This window comes from Pseudomonas sp. BF-R-26 (genome assembly GCF_019947395.1).
Lineage (GTDB): Bacteria > Pseudomonadota > Gammaproteobacteria > Pseudomonadales > Pseudomonadaceae > Aquipseudomonas > Aquipseudomonas farris.
In genome coordinates this window covers 383,195-406,406 of record NZ_JAGYGK010000005.1, presented here as the reverse complement: position 1 = coordinate 406,406, position 23,212 = coordinate 383,195, and the positions used below count along the sequence as shown (strand labels likewise).

Annotated in this window: 26 protein-coding genes; 18 read left to right on the top strand and 8 right to left on the bottom strand. The window is 59.5% G+C overall.

Features of this window, described 5'->3' with window-relative positions:
* Positions 1 to 561: 561 nt before the first annotated feature.
* From rhtA to KGB18_RS09640, 4 genes are all read left to right on the top strand, one after another.
* Positions 562 to 1,449 (top strand): threonine/homoserine exporter RhtA, encoded by an 888-nt coding sequence (gene rhtA, locus KGB18_RS09655; RefSeq protein WP_123719016.1) that lies wholly within the window; start codon positions 562 to 564, stop codon positions 1,447 to 1,449.
* Between the two features lie 168 nt (positions 1,450 to 1,617).
* On the top strand, positions 1,618 to 1,899 hold the full coding sequence (locus KGB18_RS09650; protein WP_123719017.1) for a hypothetical protein: 282 nt from the start codon (positions 1,618 to 1,620) through the stop codon (positions 1,897 to 1,899).
* A 98-nt stretch (positions 1,900 to 1,997) separates the two neighbouring features.
* Positions 1,998 to 2,726, top strand: coding sequence for an SDR family oxidoreductase (locus KGB18_RS09645; RefSeq protein ID WP_223569715.1), 729 nt, complete (start codon positions 1,998 to 2,000; stop codon positions 2,724 to 2,726).
* A gap of 36 nt (positions 2,727 to 2,762) precedes the next feature.
* Entirely contained in the window at positions 2,763 to 3,359 is a 597-nt protein-coding gene (locus KGB18_RS09640; RefSeq protein WP_123719019.1) for a 2-hydroxychromene-2-carboxylate isomerase, read from the top strand.
* A 58-nt stretch (positions 3,360 to 3,417) separates the two neighbouring features.
* Here KGB18_RS09640 and KGB18_RS09635 read toward each other — a convergent pair whose 3' ends face one another.
* The 4 genes from KGB18_RS09635 to KGB18_RS09620 form a co-directional block, all read right to left on the bottom strand.
* Positions 3,418 to 5,226, bottom strand: coding sequence for an aminopeptidase P family protein (locus tag KGB18_RS09635; RefSeq protein WP_223569714.1), 1,809 nt, complete (start codon positions 5,224 to 5,226; stop codon positions 3,418 to 3,420).
* 55 nt (positions 5,227 to 5,281) lie between these two features.
* A complete protein-coding gene (locus tag KGB18_RS09630) occupies positions 5,282 to 6,448 on the bottom strand; it encodes a cysteine desulfurase family protein (RefSeq protein WP_123719021.1) in 1,167 nt (388 codons plus the stop codon).
* A 205-nt stretch (positions 6,449 to 6,653) separates the two neighbouring features.
* Complete coding sequence (locus tag KGB18_RS09625) at positions 6,654 to 7,268, bottom strand: LysE family translocator (protein WP_008075565.1); 615 nt, start codon at positions 7,266 to 7,268, stop codon at positions 6,654 to 6,656.
* 101 nt (positions 7,269 to 7,369) lie between these two features.
* Entirely contained in the window at positions 7,370 to 7,639 is a 270-nt protein-coding gene (locus KGB18_RS09620; protein ID WP_052967889.1) for a hypothetical protein, read from the bottom strand.
* A 402-nt stretch (positions 7,640 to 8,041) separates the two neighbouring features.
* Between KGB18_RS09620 and msuE the strand changes: the two genes are divergently transcribed.
* The 4 genes from msuE (at position 8,042) to KGB18_RS09600 (ending at position 12,299) form a co-directional block, all read left to right on the top strand.
* Positions 8,042 to 8,605: an FMN reductase gene (gene msuE / locus KGB18_RS09615; protein WP_123719022.1), complete on the top strand. Its 564-nt coding sequence runs from the start codon at positions 8,042 to 8,044 to the stop codon at positions 8,603 to 8,605.
* A gap of 10 nt (positions 8,606 to 8,615) precedes the next feature.
* Entirely contained in the window at positions 8,616 to 9,761 is a 1,146-nt protein-coding gene (gene ssuD / locus KGB18_RS09610) for an FMNH2-dependent alkanesulfonate monooxygenase (RefSeq protein ID WP_223569713.1), read from the top strand.
* A 222-nt stretch (positions 9,762 to 9,983) separates the two neighbouring features.
* Positions 9,984 to 11,171, top strand: a complete 1,188-nt coding sequence (locus KGB18_RS09605; protein WP_123719024.1) for an acyl-CoA dehydrogenase family protein — start codon at positions 9,984 to 9,986, stop codon at positions 11,169 to 11,171.
* 24 nt (positions 11,172 to 11,195) lie between these two features.
* Positions 11,196 to 12,299: a sigma-54 interaction domain-containing protein gene (locus tag KGB18_RS09600; protein ID WP_223569712.1), complete on the top strand. Its 1,104-nt coding sequence runs from the start codon at positions 11,196 to 11,198 to the stop codon at positions 12,297 to 12,299.
* Here the strand turns inward: KGB18_RS09600 and KGB18_RS09595 are convergent.
* A complete protein-coding gene (locus KGB18_RS09595; RefSeq protein ID WP_123719026.1) occupies positions 12,296 to 12,661 on the bottom strand; it encodes an antibiotic biosynthesis monooxygenase in 366 nt (121 codons plus the stop codon). The two genes, KGB18_RS09600 and KGB18_RS09595, sit on opposite strands and share 4 nt — an antisense overlap.
* 94 nt (positions 12,662 to 12,755) lie before the next feature.
* Between KGB18_RS09595 and soxR the strand changes: the two genes are divergently transcribed.
* From soxR to KGB18_RS09545, 10 genes are all read left to right on the top strand, one after another.
* Positions 12,756 to 13,223 carry a redox-sensitive transcriptional activator SoxR gene (gene soxR, locus KGB18_RS09590; protein ID WP_123719027.1) on the top strand — a complete coding sequence of 156 codons (468 nt, stop codon included), beginning with the start codon at positions 12,756 to 12,758 and terminating at the stop codon, positions 13,221 to 13,223.
* Between the two features lie 251 nt (positions 13,224 to 13,474).
* Positions 13,475 to 13,933 carry a VOC family protein gene (locus KGB18_RS09585; protein WP_123723243.1) on the top strand — a complete coding sequence of 153 codons (459 nt, stop codon included), beginning with the start codon at positions 13,475 to 13,477 and terminating at the stop codon, positions 13,931 to 13,933.
* Between the two features lie 358 nt (positions 13,934 to 14,291).
* Entirely contained in the window at positions 14,292 to 15,500 is a 1,209-nt protein-coding gene (locus KGB18_RS09580) for a PepSY-associated TM helix domain-containing protein (protein ID WP_223569711.1), read from the top strand.
* On the top strand, positions 15,500 to 16,042 hold the full coding sequence (locus KGB18_RS09575) for a hypothetical protein (protein WP_201062600.1): 543 nt from the start codon (positions 15,500 to 15,502) through the stop codon (positions 16,040 to 16,042). The genes KGB18_RS09580 and KGB18_RS09575 overlap by 1 nt, the downstream gene beginning before the upstream one ends.
* Positions 16,039 to 16,368, top strand: a complete 330-nt coding sequence (locus KGB18_RS09570) for a hypothetical protein (protein ID WP_123723240.1) — start codon at positions 16,039 to 16,041, stop codon at positions 16,366 to 16,368. The genes KGB18_RS09575 and KGB18_RS09570 overlap by 4 nt, the downstream gene beginning before the upstream one ends.
* Before the next feature lie 8 nt (positions 16,369 to 16,376).
* A complete protein-coding gene (locus KGB18_RS09565) occupies positions 16,377 to 16,952 on the top strand; it encodes a DUF6162 family protein (protein ID WP_123723239.1) in 576 nt (191 codons plus the stop codon).
* 35 nt (positions 16,953 to 16,987) lie between these two features.
* Entirely contained in the window at positions 16,988 to 17,917 is a 930-nt protein-coding gene (locus tag KGB18_RS09560) for a metal ABC transporter substrate-binding protein (protein ID WP_223569710.1), read from the top strand.
* 89 nt (positions 17,918 to 18,006) lie between these two features.
* A complete protein-coding gene (locus KGB18_RS09555; RefSeq protein ID WP_223569717.1) occupies positions 18,007 to 18,765 on the top strand; it encodes a metal ABC transporter ATP-binding protein in 759 nt (252 codons plus the stop codon).
* Entirely contained in the window at positions 18,765 to 19,664 is a 900-nt protein-coding gene (locus KGB18_RS09550; RefSeq protein WP_007906536.1) for a metal ABC transporter permease, read from the top strand. The genes KGB18_RS09555 and KGB18_RS09550 overlap by 1 nt, the downstream gene beginning before the upstream one ends.
* Positions 19,665 to 20,582: a metal ABC transporter substrate-binding protein gene (locus KGB18_RS09545; protein WP_223569709.1), complete on the top strand. Its 918-nt coding sequence runs from the start codon at positions 19,665 to 19,667 to the stop codon at positions 20,580 to 20,582. It abuts the gene before it with no gap.
* A gap of 147 nt (positions 20,583 to 20,729) precedes the next feature.
* Here KGB18_RS09545 and KGB18_RS09540 read toward each other — a convergent pair whose 3' ends face one another.
* From KGB18_RS09540 to KGB18_RS09530, 3 genes are all read right to left on the bottom strand, one after another.
* The gene (locus tag KGB18_RS09540) at positions 20,730 to 20,957 is read right to left on the bottom strand and encodes an MbtH family protein (RefSeq protein ID WP_123723235.1); all 228 of its coding nucleotides are present in this window, start codon (positions 20,955 to 20,957) and stop codon (positions 20,730 to 20,732) included.
* Between the two features lie 81 nt (positions 20,958 to 21,038).
* Positions 21,039 to 22,451 carry an aspartate aminotransferase family protein gene (locus KGB18_RS09535; protein ID WP_223569708.1) on the bottom strand — a complete coding sequence of 471 codons (1,413 nt, stop codon included), beginning with the start codon at positions 22,449 to 22,451 and terminating at the stop codon, positions 21,039 to 21,041.
* A 143-nt stretch (positions 22,452 to 22,594) separates the two neighbouring features.
* A complete protein-coding gene (locus tag KGB18_RS09530; RefSeq protein WP_123723233.1) occupies positions 22,595 to 23,080 on the bottom strand; it encodes a GNAT family N-acetyltransferase in 486 nt (161 codons plus the stop codon).
* Positions 23,081 to 23,212 lie beyond the last annotated feature (132 nt).

Below are 23,212 nucleotides of genomic sequence, written 5' to 3'. Positions count from 1 at the left end.
GTCTGACTCCACAAGCACCCACACGAATTGCTTGATTCAGTTGTTAAAGAGCGGTTGGTTAAGATCTTTCGTCTCGACCGAGGCGCGCATTCTACAGCAGCCTCTGTTGCTGTCAAGCGGTTATTTTTCGAAGTTTTCAAAGTTTCCTCTGCAACTTCAACCACTTGCGCTTCCAATCTCTCGTTAGCGGGAGGCGAATTCTACAGCGTTACTCGCTGCTGTCAACACCTCTTTTTCTCCGCTTTCGACCGAGATGATCGAACCGTCAACAAGGCGAAAACACACTGCCTTACCAACTCCTTCTGGCTTCGATGAACTGAAGCGTAACCGCTATCGAAAACTGCGTAACTCTTTGTTTACCAAGGAGTTTTCCGTTTCGACTGCGCCGGAAGTGGGGCGAATTATAGGCTTCCAGAATCTGCCGTCAACCCCTGATTTGGTTTTTCTATCAGGATGTTCAAAATCCCTGCTTATATATAGACGCGCCCGCAACGAATGCGCAGTATATTGCCCAACACATAAAACAATACTCTCGCTTGCTACTTCGGACGATGCCACGCAATGAATGACCACCCCCGCAGCCTCGCCTCGACCCTGTTCTCGGTTGGCCTGCTCTTGATAGCCATGGCATCGATCCAGTCCGGAGCTTCCCTGGCCAAAAGCATGTTCCCGGTTGTTGGTGCTCAAGGAACGACCACCCTGCGACTGATCTTTGCCAGTGTGATCATGCTGCTGCTATTGCGCCCATGGCGAGCGAAGCTCACCGCGAAATCCCTGCGCACCGTTATCGTCTACGGGATGGCGTTGGGCGGCATGAACTTCCTCTTCTATATGTCCTTGCGCACTGTCCCTCTGGGTATCGCCGTAGCCCTGGAGTTCACCGGCCCATTGGCAGTCGCTATTTACGCCTCACGTCGAGCGATCGACTTTCTATGGATCGCTCTCGCAGCCTTGGGTTTATTGCTATTGATTCCGACAGGCGCCACGAGTGCGGGCATCGATCTGGTCGGCGCAGGTTATGCCCTGGGTGCTGGTGTCTGCTGGGCGTTGTACATCCTGTTCGGTCAGAAGGCTGGTGCTGATAATGGGGTGCAGACCGCAGCATTGGGCGTGATGATTGCCGCCCTGTTCGTAGCGCCCATCGGCATTGTCCACGCTGGCGCCGCGTTACTGACACCGTCGTTGATTCCCGTGGCCATCGGGGTCGCCATTCTGTCCACCGCCCTGCCCTATACCCTGGAGATGGTCGCTCTCACACGGATCCCAACCCGGACCTTTGGTACGTTGATGAGCATAGAACCTGCGATCGGCGCGCTGTCCGGCCTGTTGTTCCTCCAGGAATACCTTTCCCTGTCACAGTGGATGGCTATCCTGTGCATCATTCTGGCTTCCGTCGGCGCGACCATGACCATGGGGAGTACCGCCAAGCCTGTGATCGCAGCAGATTGAAACAAGATTGACGAAGGTATGGTATTTACCGCTCAATTAGGCCATGTTTAGGCTACGTAACTCAGTGTCAGACATGGATTTTTTCAGATAGGGATATCAGAACGCTTCAAGCAAAAGCGAATGCAGGCAGACCCAGGCACAGATCCGGGGCCGCTATTAAGGACAGCAATGAAACGAATTTTGATACTGATCGCCGTACTTGCAATTGCGGGCTGCGCCGCGACCTCGAAACCCCAGATGAAACATGGCAAGAGAGGACTGCATATCAACTGTTCCGGGCTCTCGTCCTCGTGGGACAAGTGCTACACCAGCGCCGCCAATTCGTGCGCGCCCAAGGGTTACAAAGTCATCGCCAAGTCAGGGGATGCGGTGGAAGAGCCCGGTGACTATCCGTTCGGCCTCAACCCTGCCGGCTATACCAGCCGCAGCATGATCGTCATCTGCAAGTAACCCTCCCTTTCTATCGGGCTTGCGTAGCCCGATAGTCGCTTCGCCCCGATGCTGCTAACGTTCTTCAGTCAATGACCGTTCAGCAAAGGGCGATATCCATGACTAACAAGAAAATCGTATTGGTCGTCGGCGCAGGCGATGCCACCGGCGGCGCCATCGCCAAACGTTTTGCCCGTGAAGGCTATGTCGCCTGCGTCACACGTCGCAGCGCAGACAAACTCCAGCCACTGGTAGAGTCCATCACAGCCAGTGGCGGCGAGGCTCACGGTTTTGCCTGCGATGCGCGTAATGAAGAGGATGTGATAGCGCTCATCGAGCAGATCGAAACCGAGATGGGCCCCATCGAAGCGTTCGTCTTCAATATCGGCGCCAATGTGCCGTGCAGCATCCTCGATGAAACCGCCCGCAAGTATTTCAAGATCTGGGAAATGGCCTGCTTCTCAGGGTTTCTCAACGCCCGTGAAGTGGCCAAGCGTATGGTCACCCGCCAACGCGGCACGATCCTGTTCACTGGCGCCACTGCTGGCTTGCGCGGCGCCGCAGGTTTCGCCGCCTTCGCCGGGGCCAAGCACGGGATTCGCGCCTTGGCGCAAAGCATGGCCCGCGAACTGGGACCGATGAACATCCATGTCGCCCACGTCGTAGTGGATGGCGCCATCGACACCGACTTTATACGCGACAACTTTCCGGAAAAATACGCGACCAAGGATCAGGACGGCATCCTCAATCCCGAGCACATCGCCGACAACTATTGGTACCTGCACAGCCAGCCACGGGACGCCTGGACCTTCGAGCTGGATCTGCGCCCCTGGAACGAACGCTGGTAAGCCCTCCCTTACAACAATAAGAAGAGCACATCGACCATGAGCAAAACCGTGGAGTTCTTTTTCGACCTCGGCAGCCCTGCGACTTACCTGGCCTATACCCAACTGCCGAAGATCTGCAAACAGACCGATAGTCAGCTGATCTACAGACCGATGCTGCTGGGTGGCGTCTTCAAAGCTACCGGCAATGCTTCCCCCATCACCGTACCGGCCAAGGGTCGCTACATGTTTCAGGACCTGGACCGCTATGCCAAACGCTATGGCGTACCGCTGAAGTTCAACCCGAACTTCCCGATCAATACCCTGATGCTGATGCGCGCTGTCACAGGTATGCAACTGCGCCATCCCGAACGCTTTCAGGCGTTTATCGATTGCCTGTTTCATGCCCTTTGGGTTGAAGGATGCAGTCTCGATGATCCAGCGACTGTTGCCGCCGTGCTGACGCAAAACGGTTTTGATCCGAATGAAGTGCTGGCGCTGACCGCCGATGAGGACGTCAAAGCCGCCCTCAAGGAAAACACCGAAGAAGCGGTGCAACGTGGCGTATTCGGTGCACCGAGCATGTTTGTCGGTGATCAGCTGTTCTTCGGCCAGGATCGGCTGGACTTCGTCCTTGAAGCCCTGCGTGCGCAATAGCCAGCGCCTGCCTATGACCTGAGCCAGGCGCTGGAAACAGCGCCTGGACTCAAACCGCTCAAATAGCCGCGGTTCGGGTGTTCAACCATTCGAGGGCCGCACCGTCGAGCAACGGGCTCAAGCGTTCACGCACCTCGGCGTGATAACCGTTGAACCACTGCTTCTCATCTTCGGTCAGCAGCGATGGTTCAAGGCAACGGGTGTCGATCGGGCACAGGGTCAGGGTTTCGAATTTCAGGAACTCACCAAATTCGCTCTTGCCTGCTTCACGATTCAATACCAGGTTCTCGATCCGCACACCCCAGCGACCCGGACGGTAAGTGCCCGGTTCGATGGACGTGATCATGCCCGGCTGCATCGCGGTTTGCGGTGCCGCCGCGGCCTGATAGGCGATGACTTGCGGGCCTTCGTGAACATTGAGGAAATAGCCGACGCCGTGACCGGTGCCGTGGCCGTAGTCAACGCTTTCGGCCCAGATCGGTGCGCGGGCAATAGCATCCAGCAACGGCGACAGAATGCCTCGTGGGAACTGTGCACGGGAGAGTGCAATCACGCCTTTGAGCACTCGGGTGCAATCGCGCTTCTGCTCGTCGGTCGGCGTACCCACCGGCACCATTCGGGTGATGTCGGTGGTACCGCCCAGGTATTGACCGCCGGAGTCGATCAGCAACAGGCCGTCACCCTCGATCACAGCGTGTTCTTCTTCGGTGGCGTGGTAATGCGGCATCGCACCGTTGGCGTTAAACGCGGCAATGGTGTTGAAGCTCAGCGACACATAATCCGGACGGCGGGTACGCGCCGCGGTCAGGTGTTCGTCGATGGTCAGCTCGGTGATGCGCTCACGCCCCAAGGCCGCTTCCAGCCAGGCGAAGAATTCGCACAGCGCCGCGCCGTCCTGCTCCATGGCCCGACGAATGTGCTCGGCATCGGCCAGGCTTTTCTGCGACTTGGCCAGAGTGGTCGGGTTCAGGCCTTCGAGCAGTTTCACGCCGCTGTCCAGGTTATCCAGCAGACCAGCCGTGACCCGTGCCGGATCGACTTGCAGGCTCTCGCCGCTCGGCACAGCGCGCAAGGCGGAGGTTACTTCGCTGTAATCGCGCAGGGTCACGCCGTCCTGTTCGAGAATGGCCCGCAGCTCGGCGCTCACTTTGCTCAGGGCGACGAACAAGGTGGCCTGCTGCTGGCTGATCAGGGCGAAGGACACGAACACCGGGTTGAACGACACATCGCCGCCGCGCAGGTTGAACAGCCAGGCGATGTCATCGAGGGTGGCGATGAAGTGCCAGTCGGCACCGCGCTCTTTCAGCCCCTCACGCAGTTTGGCGAGTTTTTCGCCACGGCTGACCGTCGCCTGAGGCGGCAAGTGTTGGTAGATCGGCTCGTTCGGCAGACTCGGACGGTCACTCCAAACTTCGCTCAGCAGATCGATGTCGGTGCGCAGACGTGCGCCGCGTTCTTCGAGTTTGCTGCTCAAAGTGCGCGCGGAGGCCACGGCCATCACCGCGCCATCGACTGCGACGACACCGCCTTCAGGGGTTTGCTCGGCCAGCCAATCGAGCGGGCCGGGTTGACCCGGTTGCAGCTTGACCAGTTCGATGCCGCTGCCCTTGAGCTCCTTGCTCGCTTGTTCCCAATAGCGGCTGTCGGCCCAGACACCGGCAAAATCCGGCGTGACGATCAGCGTGCCCACCGAGCCATGAAAACCTGACAGCCACTGCCGTCCCTGCCAATAGCCCGGCAGGTATTCCGACAGATGCGGGTCCGCTGACGGCACCAGCAGAGCATGAATGCCCTCCCGGCTCATCAGCTCGCGGGTTTGCGCCAGGCGCTGGGGTACCAATCCATTGGTCAAAGGCTGTGTACTCATCGTGTCTCCTGCTAACCACTCATCATTATTATTCGGTGCCGATCGGAGTCGGCGCTTAAGGACCTGTCGCCCAGAATGCCGGAGCACTGGCGCAAGTTGCTTTAATCAGGTGTACCGCTTGATCAATATCCTGTTCGGTGGTGAAACGCCCCAGGCTCAAGCGAATGGTGCGACTGGCCGAGCGTGCGTCATGCCCCAGGGCCAGCAGCACATGGGACGGCGCATTGCTGGCGGAATTACAGGCCGAGGTCGCGGAAAACGCGATCGAGGCGCTCAACGCCGCGGAACTGAACTCACCTTCGTTGAAAGTCAGGCTCAGGGTATGGGGAATGCGCTGGGTAGGGCTGCCATTGAGGCGCACGCCAGGAATGCTCAGCAGCGGCTCGAGCAAGCGCTCACGCAGACGCGCGATGGTGGCTTTTTCTTCATCAAACAATTGCGCCGCCAACGCGAAGGCCACTCCCATTGCGGCAATCTGGTGCGTCGCCAGCGTGCCGGAACGCAACCCGCCCTCGTGACCGCCGCCGTGGATCTGTGCCTGCAGACGCTGCTGCGCACGAGCACCGACATACAGCGCGCCGATGCCTTTGGGACCGTAGACCTTGTGCGCCGAGAACGACATCAAATCTACCGACCACCGGGCCAGATCGATCGCCACTTTGCCCGCGCCCTGGGCCGCATCGACATGGAACAACGCATCGCGATCACGCACCACCTGGCCGATGGCCGGGATGTCGTTGATGGTGCCCAGTTCGTTATTGACCAGCATCAATGACACCAGAAAGGTGTCCTCACGCATCGCTTCGCTGACCGCTTGTGGAGTAATCAGGCCTTCGGCATCGGGCACCAGATACGTCACCGCAACGCCTGCGTCCTGCAACTGTTTTGCAGTGTCGAGAATCGCTTTGTGTTCGATCTGGCTGGTGATGATGTGGCCACCGGATACACCGCGGGCCTGGGCCACGCCCTTGAGGGCAAGGTTGTTGGATTCGGTGGCGCCGGAGGTCCAGACGATCTGCTCCGCCTGGGCGCCCACCAATTCGGCGACCTGGCGCCGTGCTTGCTCAACCGATTGCCGGGCCTGTTGGCCGAAGGCGTGGGAACTGGACGCTGGATTGCCGAAGTTACCTGTGAAACCCAGACACTCGACCATGACCTTGATGACCCGCTCATCCACCGGCGTGGTGGCGGCGTAGTCGAAATACAACGGACGTTTATTCATAAAAGACTCGCAGAGCGTGTTCCGGGATCAGGAAGCTCGTCACTGGAAGTTTCAAAGCGCCGCCTCATGAGCGACGCCGAATTTTCAGAACGACAGCAATACCTGATCGGAGGCCATTAAAGAAGAACAACTTCATTTAAAAGTGCGTAGGAACGCTCCTGAAGTCGAGCTTAACAGGCATCTGGCCACCGGATGAAGCAATGCATCAGCTAAAACTTTCGAGCAATAACGGATACATCGAAGCCACCAACAATAAGGCCATACCCCAGTTGAACAGCCGCAACCAGCGGCGATCGCGCAGCACATTGCGCAACAGCGTGCCGCAACCGGCCCACACCCCGACGCTTGGCAGGTTGATCAAGGCGAAGACCGCGGCAATCACAATCACATTGGTGAAATAGCCCTGCATCGGCGTGTAGGTGCTGATGGCACCGATGGCCATGATCCAGGCCTTGGGGTTGACCCATTGAAACGCTGCCGCCCCCAAATAACTGATCGGCCTGCCCTCGCCCTGTTCACCCTCGGCTACCGGCCCGGAATGAGCAATCTTCCACGCCAGGTACAGCAAATACGCCGCGCCGACATAGCGCAACACGGTGTAAAGCATTGGATAGGTTTGAAACACCGTGCCCAGGCCGAAACCGACAGCGACCACCAGGACGAAGAAGCCACAAGTGATGCCCAGCATGTGGGGAATGGTGCGCTGAAAGCCGAAATTCACGCCAGAGGCCAGCAACATGGTGTTGTTCGGGCCGGGGGTGATCGAAGTGACAAGGGCAAACAGGGCAAAGCCCAGCAGCAGGTCGAGCGAGAGTGTCATGGGTGGCAGTCCATCAGGGTCAGTCAGGTATTGACCCTATCGCACGCCTTGAGGGAAACCCATGGACAGTTGCGTGAAAGTTCGAGCAGTACAGTCGTCGCTCAGCTTGGGCGACCGTGCAGCTGTATTGCGCGTTCGGCGTTCATCTCGCCTTGTTTGTCGAAACTGAACGATTTTGCCGGCTGGCCGAGCAATTCGGCTTTCTTCGCATGGTACTCGTCAAAGGACAAGCCACGACGATTCAGGGCCTCCAGCGCCAGTTCCCGGGTTTCTTCAGCGGTGTAGGGCCGCAATTCCGGTGAAACATGGCTGGCACATCCGGCGAGAACGGAGATGGCGAACAACAAGAAAGTGGCGAATAGAGATTTCATTTCGGGCGTCCGGATATCTGTGTTTGGGGCAATGAACACAGGCTACCCGTGCCGCTCGAAGGGTAGAAATCAACGCTCTCGATAGTCGCTATCGACTTTGGTAAACGCGGCTCCGATTGTCGACCTCATATCTCCAAACGATCTATAAATATTAGTTTAAGGTCTTTTACGGAATAACAGAGAGCCTTTATAAACAACTCCATCGCCTCACGCACTGTTGCCCACGCAACTGTTTGCCTGGCAACAGTCAATCAACAAACACCCGGTCAAATCGAACAGCGCCTACCAACAACCGCGCTGAAAGCCACGGAAAACGGGGCTCCCAAGGATTGGTACAGCTCTTGCTCAACTCCGGTGACTTATCACTGCTCGCTGAGCAACTGTTTAAAAAAGGAACTGATCATGTCGCATCCATTGAAAGTCGTTGCCCTCTCCGGCGGTACCTGGCGTCCGTCTCGCACTTTGGTGTTGACCCAGGCGCTGTTGGCCGAACTGGCCGAGCAGTTGCCGATTGAAAGCAAGCTGATCGAACTGGGCGATATCGCCCGACCACTGGGCGCCGCGCTGTCGCGTCAGGAACTGAGCGCCGACATCGAAGCCGAGCTGCAAGTGATCGAAAGCGCCGACTTGCTGATCGTCGCCGCGCCGGTTTATCGCGGCTCCTACCCAGGCCTGCTCAAGCACCTGTTCGACCTGATCGACCTCAACGCGCTGATCGACACGCCGGTGCTGCTGGCGGCCACCGGTGGCAGCGAACGTCACGCGCTGGTGCTCGATCATCAGTTGCGGCCTCTGTTCAGTTTCTTCCAGGCCTTGACCTTGCCGATTGGCGTGTACGCCACCGAAGCCGATTTCTCCAATTATCAAATAACCAGTGAGCCCTTGAAGGCCCGCATTCGTCTTGCTGCAGAACGCGCGGCGCCGTTGTTCGGCGTGCACCCCAAAAATCTGCTGAAAATCGCTTAAGGATCTCTTCATGGATGTTTTCTGGTTTCTGCCGACCCACGGCGACGGCCATTATCTGGGCACCACTCAGGGCGCGCGCCCGGTGACGCTCAACTATTTGAAACAAGTCGCCCAGGCTGCCGACAGTCTCGGTTACCACGGCGTGCTGATTCCCACTGGGCGTTCCTGCGAGGATTCGTGGGTGATTGCCTCGGCCCTGGTGCCACTGACCGAACACCTGCGGTATCTGGTGGCGATTCGTCCAGGGATTATTTCGCCGACGGTCTCGGCACGGATGGCCGCGACGTTGGATCGACTGTCTGGCGGCCGCTTGCTGATCAATGTGGTGACCGGCGGCGACCCGGATGAAAACCGTGGCGACGGCAGTTTTCTCGATCACAGCGAACGCTACGAAGTCACCGACGAATTCCTGAAGATCTGGCGGCGCGTGCTGCAAGGCGAATCGGTGGATTTCGAAGGCAAACACCTGCGAGTGCAGAACGCCAAAGCACTGTATCCACCGGTGCAGAAACCTTATCCGCCGCTGTATTTCGGTGGCTCGTCCGAGGCCGCTCATGACCTGGCTGCCGAGCAGGTCGACGTTTACCTGACGTGGGGCGAACCGCCTGCCGCCGTGGCTGAAAAACTCGCCGATGTTCGAGAGCGCGCGGCGCGAAACGGTCGTACGGTGAAGTTTGGGATTCGCCTGCATGTGATCGTGCGCGAGACGGCCGAAGAAGCCTGGAAAGCGGCGGACAAACTCATCGAGCACATCAGCGACGAGACCATTGCTGCCGCGCAAAAGTCGTTCTCGCGATTTGACTCCGAAGGCCAACGACGCATGGCCGCGCTGCATGATGGACGCCGCGACAACCTGGAAATCTCCCCCAATCTCTGGGCCGGCGTCGGTCTGGTGCGCGGCGGAGCAGGGACTGCGCTGGTGGGTGATCCACAGCAAGTCGCCGCTCGGATCAAGGAGTACGCGGACTTGGGGATCGAGAGTTTCATCTTCTCCGGCTACCCGCATCTCGAAGAGGCTTATCGCTTTGCCGAATTGGTGTTCCCGCTGCTGCCCGAGCCGTATGCCAGCCTGGCCGGACGTGGCGTCACCAACCTCACCGGGCCGTTTGGCGAAATGATTGCCAATGATGTGCTGCCGGCTAAAGCCACGGCCTGAAAACCGCTCTCCTGTGGATCCGCGAATTTGTGGCGAAGGGGCTTGCCCCCGTTGGGCTGCGTAGCGGCCCTGAAATCAGCGAAGGCGCATTTTCATACAGACCGCGCCGCCCGGTTTTACGACTGCTGCGCAGCCGAACGGGGGCAAGCCCCCTCGCCACAGGGTCAGTGTTATTCAGAAAGCCATGTGTTGTTTTCCAGGTTTTTCAATGAGGACCCCCGCGTGACTGCCAAGCCGCTAAGCGCCCTGTTGGCCCCCTTGCAGACCGCCCGCCAACTGGCCGCCGAGTTTGCCCTGACCGCTGTCGAGCGCGATGAACGCGGTGGTACGCCGAAAGCCGAACGTGATGCCTTGCGCCACAGCGGCCTGCTCGCTTTAAGCATTCCCGTACAGTACGGCGGCCTCGGCGCCAGCTGGAGCGAAACCCTGAACATCGTGCGCGAGTTCGCCAAGGTCGACAGTTCGATCGCTCACGTCTTCGGCTTTCATCACCTGATGCTCGCCACTGTGCGCCTGTTCGCCCGGCCCGAACAATGGCAACCGTGGTTTGAACAGACCGCGCGCAAGAACTGGTTCTGGGGCAACGCCCTCAACCCGCTGGACACCCGCACCGTGGTGAAAAACCTCGGAGGCTGGCGCGAGTTTTCCGGCAAGAAAAGCTTCTGCTCCGGCGCCAGCGACTCGGAAATGCTGATCGCCTCGGCCGTCGATGAAAGTGCCGGCGGCAAGCTGTTGATCGCCGCGATTCCCAGCGGGCGCAGCGGAATCACTTTGCACAACGACTGGAACAACATGGGTCAGCGCCAGACCGACAGCGGCAGCGCCACGTTTGAACGGGTGCGGGTTGAAGAGTCGGAGCTTCTACTCGACCCCGGTCCGTTGAGCACGCCGTTCGCCTGCCTGCGCCCCTTGATTGCTCAGCTCACATTCACCCATATGTTCCTCGGCATTGCCGAAGGCGCTTTCGAAGAGGCGCGGCAATACACCCTAACCGAAACCCGTCCATGGCATAAATCCAGTGCTCTGGATGTGCGGCAGGATCCTTACGTGCTCGGCCATTACGGCGAATTCTGGGTGGCACTGGAAGGTGTTCGATTGCTGGTGCAACGCGCCGCCGAGTTGCTCGACAAAGCCTGGGCCAAGGGGCCGACTCTGAGCGCCGAGGAACGCGGACATCTGGCCACTGCCATCGCCACCGCCAAGGTCGCAGCGACGCGCAATGGCCTGGAACTGTGTAGCCGTTTGTTCGAAGTGACCGGCGCCCGCTCGACTCACGCCTCACTGCGGCTGGACCGCCACTGGCGCAACTTGCGTACGCAAACCCTGCACGATCCGGTGGATTACAAACTCCATGAACTGGGTGACTGGGCGCTGAACCAGTCCCTGCCGATTCCGACCTTCTATTCATAGCCTTCCACTCATGGAGCCTGCCCCATGCAACTGCTGACCTTACCGCCCTCGCCCGCGTTGGCCACCTCGATTCGCGCCACGGCACAGGTGTTCGAAGACCCGAAATCCCAAGCCCTGCTGGCGCACTTGCAGCAGGTCGCGCCGAGTGAAGCCAGCGTGCTGATCATCGGTGAAACCGGCACCGGCAAGGAGCTGGTGGCGCGGCACATCCACAACCTCAGCGCCCGGCGCAACCGGCCGTTCGTGGCGGTGAACTGCGGCGCATTCTCCGAATCGCTAGTGGAGGCCGAGTTGTTCGGCCATGAAAAAGGTGCTTTCACCGGCGCGTTGAGTGCCAAGGCCGGCTGGTTCGAAGAGGCCGATGGCGGCACTTTGTTCCTCGACGAAATCGGCGATTTGCCAATGGCGATTCAGGTGAAATTGCTGCGAGTGTTGCAGGAGCGCGAAGTGGTGCGCCTGGGTTCGCGCAAGAGCATTCCCATCGATGTGCGCGTGCTGGCGGCGACCAATGTGCAACTGGAAAAAGCCATCAACGCCGGGCATTTTCGCGAGGACCTGTATTACCGCCTCGACGTGGTCAGCCTGGAACTGAGCCCGTTGCGCGAGCGTCCCGGCGACATCCTGCCGCTGACCCGGCATTTCGTCGAAGCCTACAGCCAGCGTTTGGGTTACGGCAGCATCACCATCAGCAAGGAGGCCGAACACAAACTGCGCAGTTACAGTTGGCCGGGCAACATCCGTGAACTGGAAAACGTCATTCACCACACGCTGTTGATCTGCCGCAATGGTGTGATCGAGCGCGATGACTTGCGCCTGTCGAACATGCGCATCGAGCGTCAGGACGACCACCACGCCAACGTCGACGACTCACCGGAAGCCTTGCTCGATCGGGCCTTTCAAAAGCTCTTCGAGGAACAGGCCGGTGCGCTGCACGAGAAAGTCGAAGATGCGTTGTTGCGGGCAGCCTATCGCTTCAGCCACTACAACCAGGTGCACACCGCTGCCCTGCTGGGGTTGAGCCGCAACGTAACCCGAACCCGGCTGATCAAGATCGGCGAACTGGCGGTGAATAAACGCCGACCCACGCAGAACGTACAGGGTGAGCGTTTGATACAGTTGTCGATCTAGCTAGTCAGATGGCAGTGCAGTGCGTTGTCGTGGCTAAGCGCCAGGCTATGCAGCACCTGAAATGAGCCGAAGGTCACGGTTTTCGCCCGATGGGCGCGAATCAGCTGCCAGAAATCCTGCTCACCGCTTTCAAAGCTCTGAAAGGCAGCTTCTCCGGCTTCGCGGGATTGCCATTGCAGGTAATTGAGCACCCGCCGGCCATCGTCGCTGGCCTGGATGTTGGCACTCAAAAAACCTGGGTAGCCTTGGGCCAGACGTTCAGTGTGCGCCGACAGTGCCGACACCAGCGCGGCTTGCTGATGGGGTTCGATCTCGAATTCGATCAGTTGGGTGAAGCTGCGATTCTTCTCTGGCGCGTGCATGAATAGTCCCCACTCACTGTAAGCCGGATCTTGCGATCCGAAGGCCTGCAGGGTAAAACCTCGAGTTAACTAGAGGTCAAGGGGCATTTTTTAAATGATCACCTCGCAAAACCTGCATAAAGAACTGACCGTCGGCCAAGTGGCCGCCCGCAGTGGCGTGGCGGTCACTGCGCTGCACTTCTATGAATCCAAAGGCCTGATCAAAAGCAATCGTAATCAAGGCAATCAGCGGCGTTATCCCCGGGAAGTGTTGCGCCGGGTGGCGCTGATAAAAGTGGCCCAGCGCTTGGGGATTCCGTTGGCGGAGATTGGCGAGGCATTGAAATCCCTGCCGGATAACCGTGCACCGACGGCGGCGGACTGGAAGGTGTTGTCGGTGCAGTGGAGCCGGGATCTGGATGAGCGGATCAATCAGCTGACCCTGTTGCGGGACAAGCTCAATGGGTGCATCGGGTGTGGATGTTTGTCGATGGAGGCGTGCCCGCTGCGTAACTTTGGTGATGTGCTGGGTGAGCAAGGGCCGGGGGCGCAGCTGCTTGAATCGGGGGTTGATCGGAAATAGCGGTGCGGCCTTCGCGAGCAAGCCCGCTCCCACAGGAAATATCTATTGATTACAAAATTTGCATTCGACGCCGATCTAATGTGGGAGCAACTGTCTTGATGACCTTTATTTTGAAGGCATATTGATAGACAGCTGAACAGTGGCACTGCTGCTCGTCGGGCACTCGGTTGCGGGGAAGGGGCTGACCTATAGTTATTCGACCGGAAATTGGCGAAGGAACACCTTAACCCCACAACAAAAGGAGAACCGTCATGAGCGTAAAACCTATTCCAGAGGGTTATCACAGCATCACCCCTTATCTGGGCATTCAGAAAGCTGCCGAAGCCATCGAATTCTACAAGAAAGCCTTTGGCGCCACCGAAGTCATGCGTCTGGCCATGCCCGATGGCGGCATCGGTCACGCAGAACTGCGTATCGGCGACTGCCCGATCATGCTTGGCACGCCGTGTGACCAGGGACCATTGAGCAACCCGGACAAGTTGGCATCCGTGGGCCTGCATCTGTATGTGAACGATGTGGACAAGTCCTTTAAACAGGCAATCGATGCCGGTGCCACGCAGGTGTCCGAGGTCAAGGATCAGTTTTATGGCGACCGTTCGGGGACTTTGAAGGATCCCTACGGGCATTTGTGGTTTCTGGCCACGCGCAAGGAGGATTTGACTCAGGAACAGATCGAACAGCGGGCGAAGGAGATGTTTAAGCAGGGTTGAGTTTTTCAGTGAATGTTCGGGCCCCTTCGCGAGCAAGCCCGCTCCCACATTGGATCGGTGTGAACACACATTATGTGTACGCAGCCGATCAACTGTGGGAGCGGGCTTGCTCGCGAAGAGGCCATCACCTTCAACATCAAATTTGGCTGTCAGACCTTTTCGCGAATAAACCCACTCCCCCACCAGGCAGCAATACGAAACATTTACTTTCATATCCCCTTTCGGGATTTCCGATGCTCATACGTCTTATTTAGATGCAGTCGGTCGCGTAGGCAAAAGCCACGGCCGGACTTTTCATGGACCGCAACGCTGGGAAGCCCACAGCAGTGCTCCTCTCATCGAAACAAGACCTTTAATCATGTCGAAGAAATCCCGCTCAAAACTCTGGTTTCTGGTCCATAGCTGGCTGGCGCTGCCCATCTGGTTCTTTGTATTGATCGTCTGTGTGACCGGCACGCTGGCGGTGGTCAGTCAGGAGATCGTCTGGCTCGCCAACCCGCAAATGCGTGCCAGTCCGCCTTCGGACGATGCGCCGCTGCTCAGCTATGACGAGATCATCGCCGCCATCAAAAAAGCCGAACCACAGACGCTGGTCGAGCGCATCAGCCGCCCTGACGAGTCGCACTTCGCCCTGGACGTGGAAGTCAGCTATCCGGACGGACGCTCGGTGACGGTCTACGTCAATCCTTACAGTGGCGTCATCCAGGGCACTGCCCCGCAGTTCAATTTCAAGGCCTTTACCCGTGCACTGCATGGCTGGTGGCTGGTCCCATTCACCAACGGCTACAGTTGGGGCTGGTATCTGGTGTCGTTCCTCGGACTGCCGATGCTGGCTTCGCTGGTGACCGGGCTGGTGGTCTACAAACGGTTCTGGAAAGGCTTCTTGCGACCGACCCTGCGCTTTCGTCATGGCGCGCGGATTTTCTGGGGCGACTTTCACCGGCTCAGCGGCATCTGGTCGATCTGGTTCATTGCGGTAATCTCGATCACTAGTGTCTGGTTCCTGATCAAAGCGGCTCTGTACGATAACCAGATTTCGATTTCCACTGCACCGGTCGCACCCGTCGTTGCGCGCGAGAGCGTACCGCTCACCATCGATGGCGCACCGGCACCGATGATTAGTCTGGAGCGTGCGATCCACGAGGCCAAGGAACGCATTCCCGGTCTGGAAGACAGTTCTGTCAGCCTGCCCGCCAATGCCTATAGCCACCTTTCTGTGAGCGGACGCAGTTGGTACCCATTGATATTCCAGAGCGCCGAGGTCAACCCTTATACCGGTGACATCGCCGCCACGCGCCTGCTGTCAGACCGTTCGGGTCTGGAGCTGGTGACCGAATCCATGCGACCGCTGCACACCGGCGATTTCGGCGGTATCTGGATCAAACTGATCTGGTTCTTCTTCGGCCTGATCCTGAGCATGATGGTTCTCAGCGGCCTGTTGATCTGGACCAAACGCACCGCCCTGGCCACGGCCAATGCCCTCAAGCGCAGCAATAAGCGTCCACGGACGGCGGTGGTCAGTCCGCCCGCCCCGGCCATGAGCCGCGAAGTCACGGAGGTCAGCTGATGAACCCGGTCACAGCAGAAAAACCGCGCTCGCCGCTAAGCCGTTTCTGGCACACATGGCGCTTCCACATCAACGCGCTGCTGTTGCTGGTGCCACTGGGATTCATGCCCAAGTACTTCGCCGACGCGGCGCTGTTTCGCGGTGACACCGGTCTGGGTCAGCGGGAGATCGGTGAAGTTCAGGTCGGCCCCTGGAGCTTGCGCCTGGCCGAATTTCGCAACGAAGGCCCCATATCCGACGGCCCGGCCGGCCCCATCAAGTACTTCAACGCGGCGCTCTGCGACAGCTGTCGCGATCAGGTCAAGGCAACTTACCTGCGCATTGGCAAACCACGCAGCTTGCGCGCCGCCGGGGTGATTTTCTTCGGCACACCGTACCGCATGGGCGCCGGGGTGCCGGTGCCTGAAAAGACCAAAACCGACGCAGAGCTGTGGATCACCATGGAAGGCTGGGACGGTGCCATGCACCAAGCGTCCATCCCCTTGAGCCAGGCATCCCCGGCCACCCTCGCATGGCTGAACAAACAAGGAGGCAAACCATGATCAACGCTTTTCGCCCTCTGCACGCCGTTTTACTGGTGCTCTGCGCCGCCCTCAGCACCAGCGCCCTGGCCCATAACCCGATGTGCGAATGCAAAGCCATCGACGCCGAACAGATTCAATGCACCGGCGGTTTTTCCGACGGCAGCGGCGCACCGGGAGTGACCCTGGACGTGATCGGCTACGACGAAACCATTCTGGTGCCGGGCAAGCTCGGCAGCGATTCGACCCTGACATTCAAGAAGCCCGGCGCTGAGTTCTATGTGCTGTTCGACGCCGGTCCCGGCCATGTCGTCGAGATCGACCAAGCCGACATCGAGGCGCCCTGAACGTGAGCATGACGTCGCCCACCACCCAAGTTGTTCGCCCGGCCGGTGCCGGCCATGAAACCCTCTATGTGTTGCTGTTGTGCCTGATGATCCTCGCGGTTGCCGGCTCGGTGGTCGCCTGGCGTGGCGAGGCTCAGGAAGTGAGCAGCGTTGGCAGCCATCAACTGGATGCCCGCCGTGATCTGAGCGCATCCGAGCAAGGTATTTACGCCGACCTGCGGGTCACGCTGGATGAAATTCATCTGTTGCGTCAGGAACAGCAAGCACTGCCCACGCCCGCCACCCTCGCCGATGAAGGCTTTGCGCCGTTTGCCCAGGACGCCAGCTCTGTCAGCCGCGGCGGCCATGCCTGGCAGTTACTGGACGCCAAGGCGTACTTCGGCCAGAGCCAGACCCCAACCGTCGCCGGCTCGTTTTTGATGCGTTTGACCGCTGAAGACGACTCCGCACCAGACATCTGGCTCAACCGCGGCAGTGCCCTCCCCGTTCCGAACGATCTCACCGACGCTGCGCTCAACGGCGCCGGCTGGCAGCAGATCGTCGCGCAATTCGATGCCGGCGTCACCCGCCAGCATCGGCATTGAACCCTCGCCTTCACCCGAGAGAAGACCGCTTTCCCATGCCTAGTTCATCTCAACGTCAGTCCTTTTTTCGCCTGTTGCTGGTCGGTCTGTTTGTCTGTTTGCTGACACCTTTGGCCAGTGCCGACGAAGTCAAGCGCCTGCGCATTGGCATCACCCTGCACCCTTATTACAGTTACGTGGCCAACATCGTCGGTGACAAGGCCGAAGTGGTGCCGCTGATCCCGGCCGGTTTCAATCCGCATGCCTACGAGCCGCGGGCCGAAGACATCAAACGCATCAGCGGGCTGGACGTAGTCGTGCTCAACGGCGTAGGCCATGACGACTTCGCCGACCGCATGATCGCCGCCAGCGAAACCCCGAACATCAAGGTGATCGAAGCCAACGAAAACGTGCCCCTGCTGGCCGCCACCGGCGTTGCTGCCCGCGGTGCCGGCAAGGTAGTCAATCCGCATACGTTCCTGTCGATCAGCGCTTCCATTGCCCAGGTCAACAACATCGCCCGGGAACTGGGCAAGCTTGACCCGAACAACGCCAAAACCTATACCCAGAACGCCCGCGCCTACGGCAAACGCCTGCGACAGATGCGCGCCGATGCCCTGGCAAAACTGACCCAGGCGCCGAACGCCGAGTTGCGCGTGGCCACGGTGCATGCGGCCTACGACTATTTGCTGCGCGAGTTTGGCCTGGAAGTGACTGCCGTGGTCGAGCCGGCCCACGGTATCGAACCGAGCCCCAGCCAGCTGAAAAAGACCATCGATCAACTGCGGGAACTGGACGTGAAAGTGATCTTCTCGGAGATGGATTTCCCGTCCACTTACGTCGAGACCATCCAGCGTGAGTCCGGAGTGAAGCTGTACCCGCTGTCGCACATTTCCTATGGCGAATACACCGCCGACAAGTACGAAAAAGAAATGACCGGCAACCTCAACACCGTGGTCCGGGCAATTCAGGAGTCCGGCGCATGACGGCTAAAGAAACCATCACTGAATCCCCTGTGGGAGCGGCGGTGCGGCGATCCGACTTGCTCGCGAAGAGGGAGTATCCGTCGACATCAATGTTGACTGACCCACCGCATTCGCGAGCAGGCTCGCTCCCACAGGTTTCGGGGCCGACGCTGGATTTCGCCGAGGTCAGTCTCACGTTGGGTCGCACGACGATCCTCGACAAGGTGACCTTTCAAGTCCGGCCCGGCAGCGTGCACGCACTGGTCGGCCCTAACGGTGGCGGCAAGAGTTCGCTGATCAAAACCCTGCTCGGGCAGATGCCGCATCAGGGTCGTTTGAGCCTGCAATGGCCTGGCGAACCGGGGACCATCGGCTACGTGCCCCAGGCGCTGGAATTCGATCGCGGTTTACCGATGACTGTCGATGACTTCATGGCCGCCATGTGCCAGCGGCGCCCGGCGTTCCTCGGGTTGAGCAAACACTACGCGGCGGCCATCGGCGAAGCACTGGAACGGGTCGGCATGCAGGACAAACGCAAGCGGCGCATGGGCGCCCTCTCCGGCGGTGAGCGCCAGCGCGTTTTGTTGGCCCAAGGATTGATTCCGGAGCCACAGTTGCTGGTGCTCGATGAGCCGATGTCGGCCCTCGATGAGGCCGGCATTCAGGTGTTCCAACGGTTGCTGGGCGACTGGCGCAAGAGCGGCATCACCGTGCTGTGGATCGAGCATGATCTGGAAGCGGTCGGGCGACTGGCGGACCGGGTCACCGGTCTCAATCGCCGGGTGCTGTTCGATGCCACACCGAAACAGGCGCTGACCCCGGAGCGACTGCTGACCTTGTTCTCGACCCATCCCCGGAGCGCTGCCTGATGAGTTACGAAGCCTTTCGTTTAATGGTCCAGGGTTGGGCCTCGTCGGGTTACCTGCCGGAAGCACTGGCCTATGGATTTGTGGTCAATGCCCTGCTCGCCGGGCTGCTGATCGGCCCGGTGTTGGGCGGTTTGGGTACGCTGGTGGTGGTCAAGCGCTTCGCGTTTTTCTCCGAAGCAGTGGGCCACGCGGCGCTGACCGGCGTGGCCATCGGAATTCTGCTCGGTGAACCCTACACCGGGCCTTATGGCAGCCTGTTCGGTTACTGCCTGTTGTTTGGCATTTTGCTCAACTACCTGCGCAATCGTACTGGTCTGGCACCGGACACGTTGATCGGTGTGTTTCTCTCCGTATCGTTGGCGCTGGGTGCGAGCCTGCTGCTGATCCTGGCCGGCAAAATCAACGTGCACATTCTGGAAAACGTGCTGTTCGGTTCAGTGCTGACGGTCAATGGCAATGACCTGCTGGTGCTGGCCATCGTTGGTTCGCTGGTGATGGCGCTGGCCCTGCCGCTGTACAACCGCATCATGCTCGCCAGTTTCAATCCGCAACTGGCGGCGGTGCGTGGTGTGGCGGTGAAGACTCTGGATTACCTGTTCGTGATTCTGGTGACCCTGATCACCGTGGCGGCGGTGAAAGTCATCGGGGCGATTCTGGTCGGCGCACTGTTGGTGATTCCAGCGGCGGCCGCACGTTTGCTCAGCCAGTCGCTGAAGGGGTTCTTCTGGTGTTCGGTGTTGATCGCCACGGTGAGCACGCTGTGCGGAATTCTCGCGCCGATTGTCTTTGACCTGCCTATCCCTTCCGGTGCCGCGATCATTCTGGTGGCCGGTATCGCCTTCGCCCTGGCCGCCATCGCTCGCGGCATCGTCCCAAGTCTGAAAGGGAATCTCGGATAAATGTCTTTTTCTCTGCGTCAATTGACCCTGGCATTGACCTTCACATTGCCCCTGTGTGGGCTGGTCACCACACCGCTGCTGGCGGCTGACAGCGCCAAACCGTTGCGCGTGCTCGCCTCCCTGCCCATCACCTACGGCCTGGGCGAAGTCCTGCTCCAAGGCACCGACGTCAACCTTGAACGTGCGGCGCCAGCGAACCTCCCCGGCAGCCGGCAAACAGCTTACTTCACAGGGCGTGGTGCCCCTGCGCTGGCCAAACTGTCGACCGACGCCGATGCGGTGATTGGTCTGCGGTCGCTGTGGGCGGATGACCCGCTGTACCCGATCTCACGGCGCAGCAATATCCGCATCATTGAAATCGACGCCGCCCGCCCGGTGGACGGCGCTCTGCCTGGCATCGCCGTGCAGCCTGGCAACAAGGTCGACGGTTTGAACAGTCAGCCTTGGCTGGCCAGCAACAACATGGGACGCATGGCGGATGTGATGGCGGCAGACCTGGTGCGCCTGGCGCCAGCGGCCAAACCGAAGATCGATGCCAACCTGGCAGCACTCAAACAGCGCCTGCTCAAGCTCAGCGCTGACAGTGAGTCACGCTTGGCCGATGCCGACAATCTGAGTGTGATGAGCCTGAGCGATCATTTCGGCTACCTGATCGGCGGCCTCAACCTGGAGCTGATTGGCCTTGATGCACGACCGGATGCCGAGTGGACACCGCAGGCGCTCAAACAACTGGGTGCGACGCTCAAGGACAATGATGTGGCGGTGGTGTTGCATCATCGCCAGCCGTCGGACCCGGTGAAAGCGGTGATTGCCGAGGCCGGCAGCCGGTTGGTGGTGTTGAGTGTCGATGCGGCGGATCCGGTGGCTGAATTGGAAGGGAATGTGGATTTGGTGATCAAGGGGTTGAGCGGGGTGTAACGTCAGTTGAACCGCGATGGCGGTCTGACAGGCAACACAAATTCCAGACCTGAAAAAGCCCGCTGACCTTACCGGTTCAGCGGGCTTTTCGTTCCCAGGCGCCGCAAAGGAATGCAGCCAGAGACGCTCCGCGTCTCACTTGACAGCTCAGTGAGCCACAGCCGCCTGTTCTTCCATTTTCTGGCGCAGGCTCAGTGGACGCATGTCGGTCCAGACCTCTTCGATGTAGGCCAGGCAATCCTTTTTCAGGCCACTCTTGCCCACGGTGCGCCAGCCTTGTGGCACGGCTTTGTAGTCGGGCCAGATCGAGTATTGCTCTTCGTGGTTGACCACGACCTGAAAGAGGATGTCCTCGCGGTCGAATACTGACGTCATGCTGTCTCTCCATCGCTGTAGGGTGGGCTGCGCGGCGTGCGCAGCCGTTATGTAGAAGGAACGTTCAAGGCACCAAAAAATTTAGAGACTGGCGATGGCTGCGGCCATGGCCCTGCCGAAAATGTCGGCAACCCGATCGATTTCTGTGGCAGTGATCACCAGCGGCGGCAGGAAACGCACGACACCGCCGTGACGCCCGCCCAGCTCAAGGATCAACCCACGCTTGAGGCATTCGCGCTGCACCAGCGGCGCCAGACGACCGAATATCGGCGGATGGCCTTGAGCGTCCGGCACGCCAGCCGGATCGACCAGCTCAACGCCCAGCATCAAGCCACGCCCGCGAATATCGCCCAGTTGCGGGAAGTCCCGTTGCAGGATGTGCAGGTGTTCACTCAAGCGCTCGCCCATGGCGGCGGCGTGCTCGCAAACCTTGTGCTCTGTCAGGTAGCGCATTACCGCAGAGCCTGCGGCCATCGCCATCTGATTACCGCGGAAGGTCCCGGCATGGGCGCCCGGCAGCCAGGTGTCGAGCCAGTCGCGATAGACCACCACCGCCAGCGGCAAGCTGCCGCCAATGGCTTTGGACAGCACTACCACGTCCGGAATGATCCCGGCGTGCTCGAAGGCGAACATCTTGCCGGTGCGGGCAAAGCCGCTCTGGATTTCATCGACGATCAGCGCTACGCCGGCGTTCTCGGTGATGCGTCGCAAGCCGCGCAGCCAATCGAGATCGGCCGGAATGACCCCACCCTCGCCCTGCACCGCTTCGACGATCACGGCAGCAGGCAATTGCACTCCGGCCTCGGGATCATTCAGCAGGTTTTCCAGGTAACTCAGGTTGACCTGCACCCCCTGCGCGCCGCCGAGCCCGAACGGGCAACGGTAATCGTAGGGATACGGCATGAACTGCACGCCACTGCTGAGTAACGCACCCAACGGTTTTTTCGGCCCCAGACTGCCCATCAGGCTCAGCGCGCCCTGACTCATGCCGTGGTAACCGCCCTGGAACGACAAAACCGTGCTGCGCCCGGTGGCGGTGCGCACCAGTTTCAGCGCGGCTTCCACCGCATCGGTACCGGTGGGGCCACAGAACTGGATCTTCGCTTCAGCGGCCAATGCCGGCGGCAACAGACCGAACAGGTCCTGAACAAACTGATCCTTGACCGGCGTGGTCAGGTCGAGCGTGTGCAGCGGCAGTTCATCGGTCAGCACCTGCTGGATCGCTTCGATCACCACTGGATGGTTGTGCCCCAGGGCCAGAGTCCCTGCACCGGCCAGGCAATCGATGAAACTACGGCCTTCGACGTCTTCGACATAAATGCCCTTGGCACGCTTGAGTGCCAGGGGAATTCGCCGCGGGTAGCTGCGAGCATTCGATTCCTGCTGGCTCTGACGGGCCAGCAATGGCGATTCATTGAACTGATAAAGCGTCTCGGCAGGCGTCGAGACGCTCCGGGCCGGCTGATCTTCGAAAAGGCTGGTAGCGACTGACATCTCTCGATCCCTCAATACGCTGTTGATAGTGACCAAAACTGCACACCGGGCAGGTGCGCGTTCCGGTCACGGGGCGCACTTGCAGGTTTTCCTGTTCTGGAAACGCATCAGGACCTCAAGGATTTAGACCCTCGATCAGCTTTCTATGAAGGTGGCGACAGCGCCTTGTGCATGGGAATGGCGTGGAGTCCCGCCACGGTGAAGGTTTCAGCGCAAGCCCGGTAACCCAGACGGTGGTAAAACGCCTCGCCGGTACGAGTGCTGTTGAGCCGCGCCTGAGGCAAACCCTGAGCGATCAACCAGGTTTCGAGATCGTGCACCAGCGCTTGTCCGGCGCCTCGCCGAAACCATTCCGGCTGCACGTAACAAAACGCGACCTTACCGCTGATTGCCGCCATGGCAACGCCGATCGGTTTGTCCTGCAACAGGGCGATGTTCAGGTACAACCGCGAGTCGGCCAGCCAGGGTTGCACGTGTTCGATGGTTTTGTTGTGAGTCCAGGTGGCGACGGTTCGCGGATCGTTGCGGTGGTCCAGCGCGCAGCCGACGCGAATGGAGCGTTCGACGATCCGGCTGATGATCCCGGCGTCGGCAGGCGTTGCCTTGCAGATGTGTATCGATGCATCCATGGCGCTGTTACCTCAATCCATTGAGTCAAAGCTGCCGGGGACGATAACGCTGTGGGGGGCCGGGTGGCTAATGGAGAGACGTTACATTTGGTGTGCAACACAGAAACAGTGTGGGAGCGGGCTTGCCCGCGA